13 protein-coding genes are annotated in these 15923 nt (G+C 66.2%); 7 read left to right on the top strand and 6 right to left on the bottom strand.

Going from position 1 to position 15923, the window contains the following annotated elements; all coding sequences use genetic code 11:
* Positions 1–23: 23 nt before the first annotated feature.
* The 5 genes from Q8M13_RS08235 to Q8M13_RS08215 form a co-directional block, all read right to left on the bottom strand.
* On the bottom strand, positions 24–923 hold the full coding sequence (locus Q8M13_RS08235) for a hypothetical protein (RefSeq protein WP_305299309.1): 900 nt from the start codon (positions 921–923) through the stop codon (positions 24–26).
* A gap of 96 nt (positions 924–1019) precedes the next feature.
* Positions 1020–2348, bottom strand: a complete 1329-nt coding sequence (locus tag Q8M13_RS08230; protein ID WP_305299308.1) for a hemolysin family protein — start codon at positions 2346–2348, stop codon at positions 1020–1022.
* Between the two features lie 117 nt (positions 2349–2465).
* Complete coding sequence (locus Q8M13_RS08225; RefSeq protein ID WP_305299307.1) at positions 2466–3557, bottom strand: collagen-binding domain-containing protein; 1092 nt, start codon at positions 3555–3557, stop codon at positions 2466–2468.
* A gap of 223 nt (positions 3558–3780) precedes the next feature.
* Positions 3781–4983: an acetyl-CoA C-acyltransferase gene (locus Q8M13_RS08220; RefSeq protein WP_305299306.1), complete on the bottom strand. Its 1203-nt coding sequence runs from the start codon at positions 4981–4983 to the stop codon at positions 3781–3783.
* 79 nt (positions 4984–5062) lie between these two features.
* Complete coding sequence (locus Q8M13_RS08215; RefSeq protein WP_305299305.1) at positions 5063–7144, bottom strand: 3-hydroxyacyl-CoA dehydrogenase NAD-binding domain-containing protein; 2082 nt, start codon at positions 7142–7144, stop codon at positions 5063–5065.
* A gap of 173 nt (positions 7145–7317) precedes the next feature.
* On the opposite strand from Q8M13_RS08215, the gene Q8M13_RS08210 reads away from it, so the two are divergent.
* The 5 genes from Q8M13_RS08210 (at position 7318) to Q8M13_RS08190 (ending at position 12667) form a co-directional block, all read left to right on the top strand.
* Positions 7318–8094, top strand: coding sequence for an SDR family oxidoreductase (locus tag Q8M13_RS08210; RefSeq protein WP_305299304.1), 777 nt, complete (start codon positions 7318–7320; stop codon positions 8092–8094).
* A 155-nt stretch (positions 8095–8249) separates the two neighbouring features.
* A complete protein-coding gene (locus Q8M13_RS08205) occupies positions 8250–11246 on the top strand; it encodes a YdbH domain-containing protein (protein ID WP_305299357.1) in 2997 nt (998 codons plus the stop codon).
* Positions 11247–11294: 48 nt separating this feature from the next.
* Positions 11295–11477, top strand: coding sequence for a YnbE family lipoprotein (locus Q8M13_RS08200; protein ID WP_056736326.1), 183 nt, complete (start codon positions 11295–11297; stop codon positions 11475–11477).
* 11 nt (positions 11478–11488) lie between these two features.
* A complete protein-coding gene (locus Q8M13_RS08195) occupies positions 11489–11854 on the top strand; it encodes a YdbL family protein (protein WP_305299303.1) in 366 nt (121 codons plus the stop codon).
* 108 nt (positions 11855–11962) lie between these two features.
* Positions 11963–12667 (top strand): alpha/beta fold hydrolase, encoded by a 705-nt coding sequence (locus Q8M13_RS08190; RefSeq protein ID WP_305299302.1) that lies wholly within the window; start codon positions 11963–11965, stop codon positions 12665–12667.
* Positions 12668–12776: 109 nt separating this feature from the next.
* On the opposite strand, the gene Q8M13_RS08185 is transcribed toward Q8M13_RS08190, so the two are convergent.
* The gene (locus tag Q8M13_RS08185; RefSeq protein ID WP_305299301.1) at positions 12777–12983 is read right to left on the bottom strand and encodes a hypothetical protein; all 207 of its coding nucleotides are present in this window, start codon (positions 12981–12983) and stop codon (positions 12777–12779) included.
* 163 nt (positions 12984–13146) lie between these two features.
* On the opposite strand from Q8M13_RS08185, the gene Q8M13_RS08180 reads away from it, so the two are divergent.
* Together Q8M13_RS08180 and Q8M13_RS08175 are read left to right on the top strand one after the other, a co-directional pair.
* Positions 13147–14586 carry a short-chain fatty acyl-CoA regulator family protein gene (locus Q8M13_RS08180; protein ID WP_305299300.1) on the top strand — a complete coding sequence of 480 codons (1440 nt, stop codon included), beginning with the start codon at positions 13147–13149 and terminating at the stop codon, positions 14584–14586.
* Between the two features lie 100 nt (positions 14587–14686).
* Positions 14687–15916 (top strand): TetR/AcrR family transcriptional regulator, encoded by a 1230-nt coding sequence (locus Q8M13_RS08175; protein ID WP_305299299.1) that lies wholly within the window; start codon positions 14687–14689, stop codon positions 15914–15916.
* The last annotated feature ends 7 nt before the right edge of the window (positions 15917–15923 follow it).

Below are 15923 nucleotides of genomic sequence, written 5' to 3'. Positions count from 1 at the left end.
CTTCGACGGTTGTTAGGCGCCGACTATCGCTGGGCGGTGCGAATTGGCGCACCGGAAGCCCTGGTCGCGCAACTGCTCGGCTCCATCATGCCGTGCATGGCCAGGCAGTAGATGTCCTCATAATAGGGGCCGGCGCTGGCCAGGCACTGATAGAGGTTCAGCTTGGCGACCCGCAGGCACATGCCGCTCTTGGGCTCGTTCAGCAGGCTCCTGGCTTTGCCTCCGTCGCCCAGCACCGTCAGCGCCGCCACCGCCAGGCCGCGCGCGACGACGGGGCTTGCCGGCCCGCCGCGCCGACCGCCTTCGGAAACCGCCGCGTAGAGCCGGGCTTCGTCACCAGCGACCGGGCGATAGCCGGCGCTGGAGATCTGCTTGACCCTGGTCAGCCGCGCCTTGGCGTCGGGCACGAAGACCTGGGACCAAGCTTGGTGTTGGACGCTGTAGGAAACCTTTTTCACCCGCAGGCCGCTGGCGTTCAGCGCCTCGCCCTGGCGATAGAGGGCGGCGTTGGCGCGGGCGGCGCCGGAGTCCGCGCCGGGCAGGGTGGTGGCCAGGTCGGGCCGCGCGACCAGCCGCTTGGCCAATTGCCCGTCCTTCCCGGCCTTGCGGACACCGGCTACGAATTTCGGATCCTGCAAGGCCGCGACGGCGGCATAGGCGATCATGCCGGCCTCCATCTGCTTGGGATCATAGGCCGCGCCGACCCGCAGGCCCTCATTGACCGCGGCGGGCCCCGAGAACTTGTCGTCGATGGCGCGGGCGTTGCGCATGAACGCCTCGAAGGCGCTGGCCTGGGCCTCGATCTGCCGATCGGCGCGGACCGACTGGGCGGCGCCCCGTTGCGGCGTCGGCGTGGCCGCGCAGCCGGCCAATAGAATAGCGGTGGCTGCGGCCGCGAGGCCCAGCCTGATCGTGAAGTCCATGACGGACCCTCCAACTAAAGAGGCCCCCCCGTCATGGGGCAGACTTCACCCGTTCATCATGAAGGAACTGTTGCCGAGCTTGGCCTTGGAGCGGCCTTAGGACGACAGGATGTCGGCCAGCGAAGGCTCGTCGGGGTCTGCCAGCTTGCTGAACAGCAGCTTGTCGATCCGGCGGTCGTCCATGTCGATCACCTCGACGCGGTAGCCGCCGATCTCGAATACGTCACCCTCGGTAGGCAAGCGCCCGACCTCGTGCAGGACCAGGCCAGCGACAGTGTGGAAGTGCGAGGTCTCGCTGAAGTCGGCGCTTAGCGCCTTGGCCAGGTCCTCGACATCGGCCCGACCGTCCACGAGGAAGCTGCCGTCTTCACGGCGCAGGATGGTGGTCGGGTTCTCGGCGTCGTGGCCTTCGTCAAAGTCACCTGCGATCATCTCCAGCAGGTCGGTCGGGGTGACGACGCCTTCAAGGGCTCCGAACTCGTCGACGACCAGGGCCATGTGCAACGGCGTCTGCTTCAGCAGGTCGAAGGCGCGCAGCAGCGAGGTGGATTCAACGATATAGAGCGGCGTCGCCATGATCTTGGCGATGTCCAGCGGCGTGCCGTCGAGCAGGGCGTCCAGCACGTCGTTCTTGTGGATTACGCCCACCGGCTCTTCGACGTCCGTCCCGCTGGTGACGACAATCCGCGAATAGGGGCAGGCGCGGATGTCTTCCTTCTGCTGCTCGGGCGTGTCGGCGAGCGAGATCCAATAGACGTCGCGGCGCGGCGTCATGGCGACCCGGACCTGGCGGTCCCCGAGGCGCAGCACCTCGCCGATCATCGCCTGTTCCTGGGGTTCGATCAGGCCGGCGCTGGCGCCTTCGGCCAGGGCGCTCTCGACCTCTTCCTGGGTGATCTTCTCGCCGCGTTGGTCGCGGATGCCGAGCAGGCGCAGGACGCCGACCGTGGACGCGGTCAGCAAGGTGACGAACGGGCCCATGGCCTTGGCCATCACGGTCAGGGGGCGGGCGACCAGCGAGGCGATGGTCTCCGGGAAGGCCATGGCGAAGCGCTTGGGCACCAGTTCGCCGACGATCAGCGAGAGATAGGTGATGATCACGACGACCACCGCCGTGGAGATCAGTTCCGAATAGTCGTGCAGGGCCGGAATGGTCTCGAGCATCAGGTCGAGTTCGCCGGCGATAGTCGCCTGGCCGTAGGCGCCCGACAGAATGCCGATCAGGGTGATGCCGACCTGGACCGCGGCCAGGAAGCGAGTGGGGTTTTCGGACAGTCGGAGCGCGGCTGCCGCGCCCTTGTCGCCCCGTTCGGCCCGGCTTTGCAGCTTCGCGCGTCGGGAGGACACCACGGCCAATTCGGACATGGCGAACAGGCCGTTGAGCACCAGAAGCAGGAGCACGACGGCCGAGGCGAAGACGATCATTAAAGTGCGGATCCAGACGAGACCCTCTGGGAGCCCCGCCGGGAGCCTAGCGGCGAATGCCCCGCCAAGCGAGAATTGATCTCACCAGCAGGGCCGCCTCGAACGATAGCCGCGAATTTAGGCGGCGAGCGCCACGCGATTGCGGCGGCGGATGGTCGAGCCGATGAGGCCAAAGCCGATGATCATCATCGCCCAGGTGGCCGGTTCAGGAATGCCCGACTGCAGGATCTGGAGATTGCCGGCGAAGCCTCCGAGGTGGATCTCGCTGTTCTGTTCCAGGCTGCCGAAGACAGCCGAGCCTTCGATGAAGTTACCGATCTTGCCGGCGGCGTAAGGCGCCAGAACCGAGCCGTAGAAGCTGTTGGAGCCGAAATCGACGGTCTGGGCTTCATAGAAGTTCCAGATCACATGCTCGCCGAGGCCGCTGTTGGCGCCGATGAAGTTCTTGGCGATCTTGGCGTCCTTGCCGCCGACATTGACCACGATGGTGTCAAAGCCCTTGGTCAGGAATTGGATCTCGCCGACCTTGTTGAAGACGCTGGTGTCGGCCAGGTCGAACACGGCCAGCTTGCCGCCGCCAGTGGCGGGGGAGAACTGGATGCGGTTCTGCAGCGGGAAGCTGACCTGATCCGTCGGGGTGAGCCCCGCCAGATAGGCCGACAGGTCCTTTACGCCGAGTGCATAGTCGGTGGCCTGGACCTGCAGGCCGGCCGTGAAGCCGGGCAGGCCGAGGTTCGATTGAATCGTCCCACCGTTCTTGTTCATGTTGCCGCTGGCCGCGCCGCCGATCTGGACGGTGCTGCCCTTGCTGCCGTTGATGTTCGACGCCGAACCGCCGATCGTCACAGTCTGGTTGCCGCCGTTCAGGTTCAGCCCGCTCGACATCGAGCCGCCGATCAGGGCGCCGGAGCTGTTGTTGAGCTGCTTGGTCCCGCCGCTCACGCTGCCGACGACGGTCAGGCCGGGCGCGGTCGAGACCGGCGCCTTGCTCCCCTTGATGAAGTAGTTGGACGAGTTGCCGGTCAGGTTGCCGCCGACGAAGGTGCGGCCCTCGACCTCGGAGCTGGACTTCAGGTTGCCTAGGACGACGAGGTTGTACTCGCGCATGACCTGAAGCCCGACATTGGCGTCGGCCAGAGCCGGGGACGCCGAAGCGATGGCGCCGATGGCGGCGATCGGGAGAACGAACTTACGGATCTGAGAAAACACGAGCGGGACCTGTGTCAGACTGGAATGCTGCGGCGCAACAATTGGGTGTGCCACTACCGCACTGCAAGAAACATGCAATGGTCTTCCCATGCTGGTTGTATCGAATTGGTGTCTCAGCATGCTTTTTCGTTGATTCACCAAAAGAAAAAGGGCCGCCCCAGCGAGGCGACCCTTCGTCACACGTTGTTTTCGACCGATCTCAGGTCGTGAAGCCGTTGGAAACCTAAAAGATTTCGAACAGGCCCGCCGCGCCCATACCGCCGCCGACGCACATGGTGACGACGCCGTACTTGGCGCCGCGACGCTTGCCTTCATGCATGATGTGGCCGGTCGCACGCGCGCCGGTCATGCCGTAGGGGTGGCCGATCGAGATGGCGCCGCCCGAGACGTTGTACTTCGCCGGGTCGATGCCCAGCTTGTCGCGGCAGTACAGGACCTGTGAGGCGAAGGCCTCGTTCAGTTCCCACATGTCGATGTCGTCGATGGTCAGGCCGTTACGGGCCAACAGCTTCGGGATCGCGAAGACCGGGCCGATGCCCATTTCTTCCGGGCCGCAGCCGGCGACGGCCATGCCGCGATAGGCGCCGAGCGGGGTCAGGCCGCGCTTTTCAGCTTCCTTGCGTTCCATCAGCACCACGGCGGCGGCGCCATCGGACAGCTGCGAGGCGTTGCCGGCGGTGACGAACTTGCCTTCTTTGACGAAGATGCCGCCCTTGAAGACCGGGGCCAGCTTCTGCAGGTCGGCGAGGGTCGTTTGCGGACGGTTGCCCTCGTCCTGGGTCAGGGTGACTTCCTTCTCGGAAAACTCACCGGTTTCCTTGTTCTGCACCATCATGATCGAGGTCAGCGGCGCGAGTTCGGCGTTGAACACGCCGGCGGCCTGGGCCGCGGCGGTGCGCTGCTGCGACTGCAGGGCGTATTCGTCCTGGGCTTCGCGGCTGATGCCGTAGCGGTCGGCCACGATCTCGGCGGTCTCGATCATCGAGGTGTGGATTTCCGGCACGTGCTCGTTGAGCCACTTATCGCTGGTGCGATAGCGGTTCATCTTGTCGTTCTGCACCAGGCTGATCGACTCCAGACCGCCGCCGATGGCGACCGTCGCGCCGTCGTTGATGATGTACTTGGCGGCCGTGGCGATGCCCATCAGGCCCGAGGAGCACTGGCGGTCGAGCGTCATGCCCGAGACGGTGTTCGGCAGGCCGGCGCGCAGGGCGGCTTGGCGGGCGATGTTGTTGCCGGTCGAGCCCTGTTGCAGGGCCGCGCCCATGACCACGTCGTCGATTTCGCCCGGATCGACGCCAGCGCGTTCGACCGCGGCGCGGATCACGTGGCCGCCGAGCTCGGCGCCCGAGGTGTTGTTGAACGCGCCGCGATAGGCCTTGCCGATCGGGGTGCGGGCTGTGGAGACGATGACGGCTTCACGCATTGGAGGAGCATCCTAGGGATTGGGGAGGAAGATCGCCCTGGGATCCGAATCCGGACCCCAGGGGTAGGCGTAGGTCGCCTTACAGGTCGGCGAACTTCTTGTTTTCGGCGACGAGCTTTTCCAGCGCAGCGGCGGGCTTGAACTGGTCGCCCATGGTGGCTTGGAATTCCTTCATCTTGGCGAGCACCTTGGCCGGACCGACTTGGTCGCCGTAGTGCATTGGGCCGCCGCGATAGACCGGCCAGCCGTAGCCGTTCTGCCAGACCACATCGACGTCGGAGGCACGGATGGCCTTGCCTTCTTCGAGGATCTTCACGCCTTCGTTGATCATCGGGAAGATGCAGCGCTCGAGGATTTCCTCGTCGCTGATCTTGCGCGGGTTGGCGCCCGACTTGACGATGAAGTCGTTGATGACCTTCTCGGTGAAGGGGCTCGGCTTGGCGACGCGGTTCTCGTCGTAGTCGTAGTAGCCGGCGCCGGTCTTCTGGCCGCGGCGGTCAGCTTCGCAAAGGACGTCGCGGATGCTCTCGCCCTTCGACTTTTCCTTCACCCAGCCGATGTCCAGGCCGGCCAGGTCGCTCATCGCGAACGGACCCATTGGGAAGCCGAAGTCGTAGAGGACGCGGTCGATGTCCCACGGCATCGCGCCTTCCATCACCAGCTTCTGGGCTTCGCGCTGGCGCGCGCCCAGGATGCGGTTGCCGACGAAGCCGGGGCAGACGCCGACCAGAACGGCGACCTTGCCGATCTGCTTGGCCAGCTTCATCGAGGTGGCGATCACTTCCTTTGAAGTGTGGTCGGCGCGGACGATTTCCAGCAGCTTCATCACATTGGCCGGCGAGAAGAAGTGCAGGCCGATGACGCTTTCCGGACGCTTGGTCACCGAGGCGATCTCGTCGATGTCCAGGCCCGAGGTGTTGGTGGCCAGGATCGCGCCGGGTTTGCAGATGGCGTCGAGCTTGGTGAAGATGTCCTTCTTGATGTCCATGCGTTCGAACACCGCCTCGATCACCAGATCGACATCGGCGAACGAGTCTTCCATCGACAGCGAGCCGGTGATCAGCGCGCAGCGTTCCTCGACCTGGGCCGCCGTGATGCCGCCGCGCGAGGCGGTGCGCTCATAGTTCTTGCGGATGGTGGCCAGGCCGCGGTCCAGCGGCTCTTGCTTCTGCTCGACGATCACCACGGGGATGCCGGCGTTGGCGAAGTTCATCGCGATGCCGCCGCCCATGGTGCCGGCGCCGATGATGCCGACCTTCTTGATCGGGATCAGGGCGGTGTCTTCCGGAACGTCCGGGATCTTCTGGGCGGTGCGCTCGGCGAAGAACGAATAGCGCTGGGCCGCCGATTGCGGGCCGCTCATCAGTTCGTTGAACAGCTTGCGCTCGACCGCCAAGCCTTCGTCGAAGGGCAGGTTAACGGCCGCTTCGATGGTCTGGATGTTGTATTCCGGAGCCAGGAAGCCGCGGAACTTGCGGGCGTTGGCCTTGCGGAAGTCGGCGAAGATCTCGGGCTTGCCGCGGGCGGCCTCGACCTTTTCGTTCTGGTCGCGGATCTTGCGCAGCGGCTTACCTTCGGAGACCACCTTCTTGGCGAAGGCGATGGCGCCTTCCTTCAGCTTGCCTTCTTCGAGCAGTTCGTCGGTCAGGCCGCCGGCCAGGGCCTCCTTGGCGCCGACGTGACGACCCGAGGTCATCATTTCCAGGGCGCGCTCAGGGCCGACCACGCGCGGCAGGCGCTGGGTGCCGCCGGCGCCCGGCAGCAGACCGAGGTTCACTTCCGGCAGGCCGAACTTCGCCGACGGAACAGCCACGCGGTAGTGGGCGCACAGCGCCACTTCGAGACCGCCGCCCAGCACCGTACCGTGGATCGCGGCGATCACCGGCTTGGGCGAGTTTTCCATCATGTCCTGAACGTCGGTCAGGCTGGGACCAGCCATCGCGCCGCCGAACTCGGTGATGTCGGCGCCGGCGATGAAGGTGCGGCCTTCGCAGATCAGCACGATGGACTTGGCGGCGTCATTGGCGATCGCGGCCTTGAAGCCTTCGAACAGGCCTTCGCGGACCTTGGCCGACAGGGCGTTCACCGGAGGTGAGTTGAGCGTGATGACTGCGACGTCGCCTTCGAGCGAGAGGTCGGTCACCGAATTGATCTCGGCCATTTGCGCATCCTCGACTGATTGGAGAGGGGCGGCTCGTGGACGTGGCCACCCTCGATTCAAACGGTTGTTTATAGGCCCCGCCAAGCCGGCGCGAGTCAAAAATCCTCTGGGTTTCCGGACGCCGAACGGGGGTCCATAAGCGATACCAACGATCACCTTAGGGGAAGCAAGACATGGCTCAGGGACTGTTCTCGTTGGAGGGCCGGGTGGCTCTCGTCACCGGCGGCTCGCGCGGCATCGGCAAGATGATCGCCAAGGGCTTCATCGACCAAGGCGCCAAGGTCTACATCTCGTCGCGCAAGCCCGGGGCCTGCGACGAAGCGGCCGCCGAGCTGGGCGAAAATTGCATCTCGCTGCCGCAGGACGTCTCGACGGTCGAGGGCTGCAAGGCCCTGGCGAAGCGGCTGAGCGCCGCCGAGCCCAAGCTCGACATCCTGGTCAATAACGCCGGCGCGGCCTGGGGCGCGCCCTTCGATGAATTCCCGGAAAGCGGCTGGGACAAGGTCATGGACCTGAACCTGAAGTCGCCGTTCTTCCTGACCCAGGCCCTGCACGGCGCTTTGAAGGCCGCCGCCAGCCACGACCAACCGGCCAAGGTCATCAATATCTGCTCGATCGACGGCATCCGCCTCAATCCGCAGGAGACCTATTCCTATCATGCCAGCAAGTCGGGTCTGATCTATCTGACCCGCCGTATGGCCGCCGAGCTGATCAAGGATTCGATCAACGTCACCGGCATCGCGCCCGGCGCCTTCGCCTCGGAAATGAACCGCGTGGCCCGCGACCAGGGTGACGAAATCGCCAAGCGCATCCCCTCGCGCCGCATCGGTCGGGACGAGGACATGGCCGCGGCCGCGATCTATTTGGCCAGCCGCGCCGGCGACTATGTGGTCGGCGAAACCATTGCGGTGGACGGTGGCGTCGCCCTGGCGACCCTCGGCGGACTTTAAAACTTCCGGACGGCCACGCTTTCGGCTGTTTTGCGTTATGACCTGACCCAAAGCAGCCGACGTCGTCCCGTTTGACCGATTCCGATACCGATCCTTCCCCGCCGCCCAGGGCGACCCGACGCCGGTGGCGGCGAAGGCGCACGGCCTTGGCCGTCGTGGCCCTGGTCGCTGTCGTGGCCGGGACCAGCGTCTATGTCACCCGCCGGATCATCGCCCGCGAGATCCTGATCGGCTGGCTGGAGGCCCGCGGCATTCCCGCCGAGGTGCAGTTCCGACGCTTCGAATTCGGCGGCTTTTCCGCGCGGGTCCGCGTGGGCGCCGAGCGCGATCCCGACGTCACCGCCGATCTGGTTGAGATCCACTATGGGCTTACGGGCTTCTGGGCCGGGCGGCCGCTTGGGATCGAGGTCGCCTCGGTCACGCTGCACCGGCCGATCGTGCGCGCCAGCCTGAAGGGCGGCAAATTCAGCCTCGGCTCGCTCGATCCGCTGATCGAGGAATTCGCCAAGCGGCCTCCGCAGGCCGGGGCGCCGAAGCCGCGGATCGAGGTCCGCGAGGGCGTCGTCCGTCTGGCCACCGACTATGGCCCGCTCACCGCCCGCGCCAATGGCCGGATGGAGCACGGCAAGCTGATGGCGCTCGACGCCCGCTTCGATCCGGCTGTGCTGAAGGGCAAGGGGCTCAGCGCCTCGACCGGTCCCTCGCAGCTCCTGCTGATCACCAATCGCAACCGGGTCGACATCCTGCTCACCGCGCCGGTCAAGGATCTGGCGGTCGGCGGCGTGGCCGCGACCAGCGGCAATCTGCGGTTCTCGGTCCAGGGACCCTATCCCGACTTCGAGAAGAAGCGCGGCGAGGGCAAGGTCATCGCGCGGCTGGATCTCGACGGCGCGGCCCTGAGCGCCGGGGATCGCCGGCTGCAGGATTTCAAGCTGCTGGCCAAGTTCGACGGCTCGTCGACGGGCTGGTTCGAGACCTTGGCCCTGGCCGGCGATGGCTCGCTTGAGGCCAGCGCCGCCGGGCTGAGCGGCGCCGGCGTTGAGGCGCGCGGTGTCCAGGCTCAGGCGAGCGTCGGCGATCTGCGCTGGACCCGTTCGGCGGGCGACGTGATCTCCAGCGAGGTCACCACCCTGATCACCGCCGCCTCGGCCCAGGCCGGGGATTTATCCCTGAAGAACACCCGCGCCGACTTCGGCGGGCTGGTGGCCTTTGACGACAGGCGGCTGGACCTTGCGCTGCGGGGCTCGCTGGCCTCGCGTGGCGCCTGGTCCGGCTTGGGGCCGGCCCGCTCTGGTGACGATCCGGCGACGGCGGCCCTGAAGAAGGCGGCCTCGGGCTTCCAGTTCACCGCCAATTCCCTGACCATCAGCACCTCGGGCGAGGAAGTGTCGGTTCGCCTCGGCGTGCCGGCCAAGATTCGCACCGACAGCGGCGGCGAAGCCTCGCTCTACCGGGCGGGCGGCGCGATCTACGCCAATGGCGCGGGCGCCTTCGACCTCAAGGTTTCGGGCGGTGGCCTGCCTGAGGCCAGCGTCAACGCCCGCAGCTACCGGCTGACCCCGGACGGCCTGGTCGCCAGCGGTCAGGTCAAGGTGGCCGGCAGCTTTGCTCCGGTGCAGGACGCCACGTTCGAGGAAGCCGGCGACCTGCGGCTGGCGAACGGCGCGCTCGACTTCACGGCCAGCGCCTGCGCCCCGATCACGGCGGCCCATGTCGAACTTGGCGAGAACGATCTGGACAAGGTCGCCGCCGAACTCTGCCCGGTCAAAGGCGCGCCGCTGTTCTCCATGCAGAACGGCGCATGGCGGCTGCGCGGCGAGGTGGTCAAGGCCGCCGCCGCCCTGCCGGCGTTCGAGGCCAGGGTCTCCGAGGCCTCCGCCCTGGTCGATCTGCGCGGCAAGGGCGCAGCGATGAGCGGCCGCGTCGGGATCGCCGGCGCCCGCATCGACGATCTGGCGGCCGAGACCCGGTTCCGCCCGGTGCGGGGCTCTGGCGAGGTGCGCGCCGTGAACGGCGGCTGGACCGGCGATCTCAGCGTCAGCGACCTGGCCGGCCGCAAGCTCGGCCAGGCCGATCTGCGCCACCGGGCCGACGGCCGCGGGACCTTGGCCTTCGATACCGGCATGCTGGTCTTCGAGGAAGGCGGGCTGCAGCCGGTCAATATCTCGCCCATGGCCGCCATTGTGGCCTCGCCGGCGACAGGCCGCGCGAGGTTCGACGGCCATATCGGCTGGGGACCAGATACGTCTTCCAGCGGCGGCACGCTCACCGTCGAGCGGATGGACTTCGTCAGCCCGATGGGGCCGGTCGTTGGCCTGACCGGCCAGGTGGCTTTCACCAGCCTGATCCCGCCGACCGCCGCGCCGGGTCAGAGCCTCAAGGCCGAGGCGATCAACACCCTGGTTCCCCTGACCGACGTCGACATCAAGTTCGGCCTGGCGAGCGAGGGCCTGACCGTCGAGGGCGCGCAACTTGCGGTCGGGGGCGGGAACCTGGCCTTCGAGCCCTTCACCTTGCCGTTCAAAGCCGGCGCCTCGTGGAAGGGCGTGCTCAATTTCCAGGGCGTGCAGGTCAAGGACCTAGTCGAGGCCTCGCCTTTCGGCGACCGCGTGGACCTGGAAGCCCGCCTGACCGGCCGCGTGCCGTTCGAGGTGACGCCCGAAGGGGTGCGGGTGGCCGGCGGTACCCTGGCGGCTATTGAGCCTGGGCGCCTTTCGATCCTGCGCGAGGCCCTGACCCCGGTTTCGACCACGCCGGCCCAGGCGGTCATCAGCGGCGCGGTCGACACCGTGCAGGTGCCGTTGGCTCAGGCCGACACCGCCCCGGGCGAAGTGAACGCCTTCAGCGAGTTCGCCTACCAGGCCATGGAGCATCTGGCCTTCGAGCAACTCGACGCCGAGGTGAACAGCCTCGACAATGGGCGGCTGGGCGTCCTGCTGCACATCAAGGGCGAGCACACCCCGCCCCAGAAGCAGGAAATCCGCCTGACCGTCATGGAACTGATCCGCCGGGACTTCATGAACAAGGCGCTGCCCTTGCCGTCAGGCACCAAGGTGGACCTGACCCTGGACACCTCGCTGAACATGGATCAGCTCCTGAAGGACTTCGCCGACTATCAGGCGCTGCGCGGTTCACAAGCGGTTCAGCCGTGACGGACCACCTTGGCTATGCTTCTTGAGGCCGTGATTTTGGAGAACCGTATGAATAGAGCTCTTCCCGCCGCGGCCGCCTTGGCTGGCGTGGCCTTCCTGAGCGCCTGTGCGCCCACCGTGCGGGTGGAGGTTGCGCCGATCACGATCTACGCCAAGCTGGACGCCGATGTGCGCCTCCGCCTCGACGATGACGTCAAGGCGTTGATCCAGCAGAATCCGAACCTGTTCTAAGGGGTATGACCATGAGCTTCTTCAAACTGATGGCGCCTGTCGCCGCCGTGGTCGGCAGCCTCACCCTGGCTGGCGCGGCCCTCGCAGACCCCGCCTCGGCCAAGGCCGCCGTCGATTCCGCCAAGGCGGCCGGCGTGGTGGGCGAGCAGGCTGACGGCTTCCTGGGCTTCGTGAACGCCGGCGCCGCCAGCGGCGATGTGAAGGCCGCCGTGGCCGAGATCAACGCCGGGCGTCGTCAACTGTACGCCCAAGCCGCCGCCAAGAACGGCGTCACCCCCGCCGCCGCCGGCGCCTCGGCGTTCCGTTCGGTGGTGCAAGGGCTGTTGAAGCCGGGCGAGTTCTACCAGAACACCTCCGGCGCCTGGGTCCAGAAGTAGGGACTAGTTTTCGCCCATCGACCAATGATGGCCGGCCCCGCGCCGGCCATCAGCGGCGCTGGGTTCGCGCTTTCGGTTGACCCATCTCAGTCGGATCAGCGGCGTGTCATGAACATTGTTCTCGTCCCCGGCTACATGTTGGACGATGACCTCTGGGCCGATGTCGCCGAGGATTTGGCTCAGGTCGGCAGCCTCTCCCATGCGGACCTATCGCGCGACGCAACCATCGAAGGCATGGCGCAGCGGCTCCTCAAAGACGCCCCTGAGCAGTTCGTCCTGATCGGCTTTTCCATGGGGGGCTACGTCGCGCGCGAGGTGGTGCGGCTGGCGCCGACGCGGGTCATGGGTTTGATCCTGATCGCCACCTCGTCGCGGGGCGACACAGAGGTTCAAGCTCAGCGAAAGGCGACCGTCGCCCGAACTCCCAGCTCATCCAAGTTCGGCGGACTAAGCCGCGGCGCGATCATGTCGTCCCTGGGATCAGCGCATGCGAATGAGCTGCTAATTGCTCGTATTCGCGCCATGAGCGTCAGGCTCGGCGGAGACGTGTTCATGCGTCAATCCAGCTTGGTTCGCACGGGGGATACCGATCAGCTCGGCTCTTTTCATTGCCCGACCTTGGTTATCGCCGCCGCGGACGATCGGCTGCGTAGCTTGGATGAGGCCGCGGAGCTTCACACCGGCATACCCGGCTCCCAGCTAGCGGTTATCCCGGGCACGGGGCACATGATCCCGTTGGAGCTTCCGGGCGAGTTGCTCGATGTCATTCGTCCGTGGCTGAGCAACCTAGCCGTGGCCGGCGCGACGAGTTGAGTAGAGCGCCCCGCATCCCAGATCCCGGCGCATAAAAAGCGAGCCCGTCCTGACCTCGCGGTCGGGACGGGCTCGAGGAGAGACAACTGGGCGCTTTAGCCCCGTGACGTCAGGCCGGAAGAACCAGCTGTTCCGAGGCGATCGCGAAGCGGGTGGTGGCCTTGCTGCGGGTCTCATCGGACACCCTGCGCCAGACTTCTTTGGCTTCGTCACGCGACTCGTACGGCCCCAATACCTGGGGCGCGCCGTTCTTCAGCTTGGTGAAGGCGAGGCAGCTATATTCGCCGCCAACGACCCAGAACCGTTCCTTGGTCATGGTACCTGCTCCCCCGGCCGAAGCCTGAACTGATCGGCTTTTACAAGCCATGACCTGCTCTAACCCTTACAGCGCGGGGAGCGAAGAGCTCATCAAGTGCAACAAAGCATAATTGTCACAACACGACGTTGTCACAATTGTAAATCTGTGACAATCAGACTCGATGGCTCCCCCCTCGACTGACCGCAAGCTGTTCCTGGGCGCGCGCATGAAGCGCATGCGCCGCGAACTTGGTCTGACCCAGACGCGGATGGCCGAGGATCTGGGCGTCTCGCCCAGCTATCTGAACCTGCTGGAACGCAACCAGCGGCCGGTCACGGCCCAGGTGCTTCTAAGGTTGGCCGAGGCTTACGATCTCGACCTGAAGACGCTGTCTTCGGACCCGGAATCGACCAACGCCACGGGCCTTTCGGAGGTGTTCTCCGACCAGATGTTCCGCGACCTGGGCGTCGCTCGCCATGAGATCGCCGAGGTCGCCGACAGCGCCCCGGCCGTCTCCGAGGCCATTGTGCGACTCTACCGCGCCTATCTGGATCAGCGCCGGCTGACCGATCTTGGCGCCATCGGCCGGCCGGAAGAGGGCGCGGCCGCAGGGTCCGCCGTCATGCCCTCGGACTGGGTGCGCGACTTCATCCAGACGCAGAAGAACTACTTCGCCGAACTGGAGGAGGCCGCCGATGAAATGGTGGCGCAGCTTGCCTACGAGCCGCTCGACTTTGCCGCGGCCGCTCGGGAGCGGCTGGCCAAACGCCACAACGTCACGGTTCGGATCGTGCCGGTCGATGTGTTGCCCGAATCCGTCCGCCGCTACGATCATCACCGCAAGCGGCTGTTCCTGTCCGAGGTGCTGACCGGGTCCGGGCGCTCGTTCGCGCTCGCCTATCAGCTCGCCATGCTGGAATACGGTCCGCTGCTCGACGCCATCGCCGATCGGTCCGGGCCGCCCGATCGTCCGACCCGCAACCTCTTGAAGGTCTCGCTGGCCAACTACCTGGCCGCCGCCCTGCTGATGCCCTACGCGGCCTTCCATGAGGCGGCCGAGCGTACGGCCTACGACATTGAACTGATCCGCTCTCGGTTCGGGGTGTCGTTCGAGCAGGCCTGCCACCGCCTGACCACCCTGTCGCGACCGGGCGCGCGCGGCGTGCCGTTCTTCATGCTGCGCGTCGACTCGGCGGGGAATATCTCCAAGCGGTTCGCTGGCGCGACCTTCCCGTTCTCGCGGTTCGGCGGCACCTGTCCGCGCTGGAACATCCACTCCAGCTTCCGGACGCCGGGGCGGATCGTCACCCAGATCGTCGAAACGCCCGACAGCCAGCGCTACTTCACCCTGTCGCGCAGCGTCAGCCGCATCGCCACCTCCTATGCCGGCGATGACTCCGAACTGGCGATCGGCATGGGGTGCGAACTGAAATTCGCCGAGCGGCTGGTCTATTCACGCGGCATCGATCTGCGCGAGCCGGTTGCCACCGCCATCGGCCCGGCCTGCCGGATCTGCGAGCGGCCGGCCTGCAAACAGCGCGCGGCCGAGCCGATCAACCGCACCCTGACGGTCGACGATTTCACCAAGTCGATCTCGCCCTATCCCTTCGCGTCAAGCTGAGCCAGAGGCGGGCGCTTTGCACCGAAAGGTGCTTTCGATACTAAGAGTTTAGCGAAGGCCTCGAACCAGAGGCCGCGCTGGGGCGGAGTGACAGGAACTTATGGCTGAACGTAAGGGGGCTCGATCGACGGACCGCTTCCAGAAGAAGCGCGAAGCCATCCTCGACGCCTCGACGATCCTGTTGAACCAGCATGGCGTGAAGGGGCTCACCCTCGCGGTCGCCGCCTCGGCGGTGGGTCTCTCCACCACAAGCGTCACCTACTACTTCAAGCGCAAGGACGATCTGGCCGCGGCCTGCATCATGCGCGGCCTGAATTGGCTGCTGGCGGCGGTCGACACCGCCTTGGCGGAAACCACGCCGCAGGCGCGGCTGCACAAGCTGCTGGAACTTTATCTGGAGCGCCTGCGACTGACGGCGATCGGCGAAGCGCCGCAGCTGCCGGCCCTGTCCGACATCCGGGCGCTCAACAATCCGCAGCGGACGGAGGTGTTCGAAGTCTTCATGCGCCTATTCCGCAAGGTGCGCGGGCTGTTCGAAACCCCGGAACTGGGCTGGCTCGGGCGCGGCAAGCGCACGGCGCGGACCCACATGCTGCTGGAGCAATTGTTCTGGGCCGCGGTCTGGTTGGCGAAATACGATCCCGAAGATTACGGCCGCATCCGGGAGCGGATGTACGACATCCTGGTCGGCGGGCTGGCGGCCGAGGGCGCGGCCTGGGAGCCGACGCCGATCCCGCTGGCCGACCTGGCGGCGCGCGAAGGCCCGGAGATGAGCCGCGAGACCTTCCTGCTGGCGGCGACCCGGTTGATCAACAGCCGCGGCTATCGCGGCGCGTCGGTGGACAAGATTTCGGCCGAGCTGAACGTCACCAAGGGCTCCTTCTATCACCACAACGACGCCAAGGATGACCTGGTGGTGGCCTGTTTCGACCGCACCTTCGACGTAATGCGCCGGGTCCAGCGGCTGGCCATGGGCATCGAGGGCGATCAGTGGGCGCGGATTTCCAGCGCCGCCGCCGCCCTGGCCGAATACCAGCTCTCGGAATACGGCCCGCTGCTTCGGACCTCGGCCCTCTCGGCCCTGCCCAGTGAAATTCGCGAGGAGCAGGTCGCTCACTCCAACCGGGTCTCCGACCGCTTCGCCTCGATGATCTCGGACGGCATCGCCGAGGGATCGATCCGGCCGGTCGATCCGTTCATCGCCGCCCAGATGCTGAACGCCACCCTGAACGCCGGCGCCGAGCTGGGATTCTGGGTCAATGGCGTGACCCAAAAGGCTGCGCCCGCCGTCTTCGCCCGCCCTGCCCTGATGGGCATTTTCGCGAAGTAGCTCACAG

The sequence above is a fragment of the Phenylobacterium sp. genome, from assembly GCF_030681155.1.
GTDB lineage: Bacteria > Pseudomonadota > Alphaproteobacteria > Caulobacterales > Caulobacteraceae > Phenylobacterium.
The sequence above is the reverse complement of the archived record's forward strand: the minus strand, read 5'-3'. Positions and strand labels throughout refer to the sequence as shown.

Coding starts and splice junctions, on each gene's coding strand:
- Q8M13_RS08235 (WP_305299309.1), bottom strand. CDS start 923: ATGGACTTCACGATCAGGCTGGGCCTCGCGGCCGCAGCCACCGCTATT.
- Q8M13_RS08230 (WP_305299308.1), bottom strand. CDS start 2,348: ATGATCGTCTTCGCCTCGGCCGTCGTGCTCCTGCTTCTGGTGCTCAAC.
- Q8M13_RS08220 (WP_305299306.1), bottom strand. CDS start 4,983: ATGCGTGAAGCCGTCATCGTCTCCACAGCCCGCACCCCGATCGGCAAG.
- Q8M13_RS08215 (WP_305299305.1), bottom strand. CDS start 7,144: ATGGCCGAGATCAATTCGGTGACCGACCTCTCGCTCGAAGGCGACGTC.
- Q8M13_RS08210 (WP_305299304.1), top strand. CDS start 7,318: ATGGCTCAGGGACTGTTCTCGTTGGAGGGCCGGGTGGCTCTCGTCACC.
- Q8M13_RS08200 (WP_056736326.1), top strand. CDS start 11,295: ATGAATAGAGCTCTTCCCGCCGCGGCCGCCTTGGCTGGCGTGGCCTTC.
- Q8M13_RS08195 (WP_305299303.1), top strand. CDS start 11,489: ATGAGCTTCTTCAAACTGATGGCGCCTGTCGCCGCCGTGGTCGGCAGC.
- Q8M13_RS08190 (WP_305299302.1), top strand. CDS start 11,963: ATGAACATTGTTCTCGTCCCCGGCTACATGTTGGACGATGACCTCTGG.
- Q8M13_RS08185 (WP_305299301.1), bottom strand. CDS start 12,983: ATGACCAAGGAACGGTTCTGGGTCGTTGGCGGCGAATATAGCTGCCTC.
- Q8M13_RS08180 (WP_305299300.1), top strand. CDS start 13,147: ATGGCTCCCCCCTCGACTGACCGCAAGCTGTTCCTGGGCGCGCGCATG.
- Q8M13_RS08175 (WP_305299299.1), top strand. CDS start 14,687: ATGGCTGAACGTAAGGGGGCTCGATCGACGGACCGCTTCCAGAAGAAG.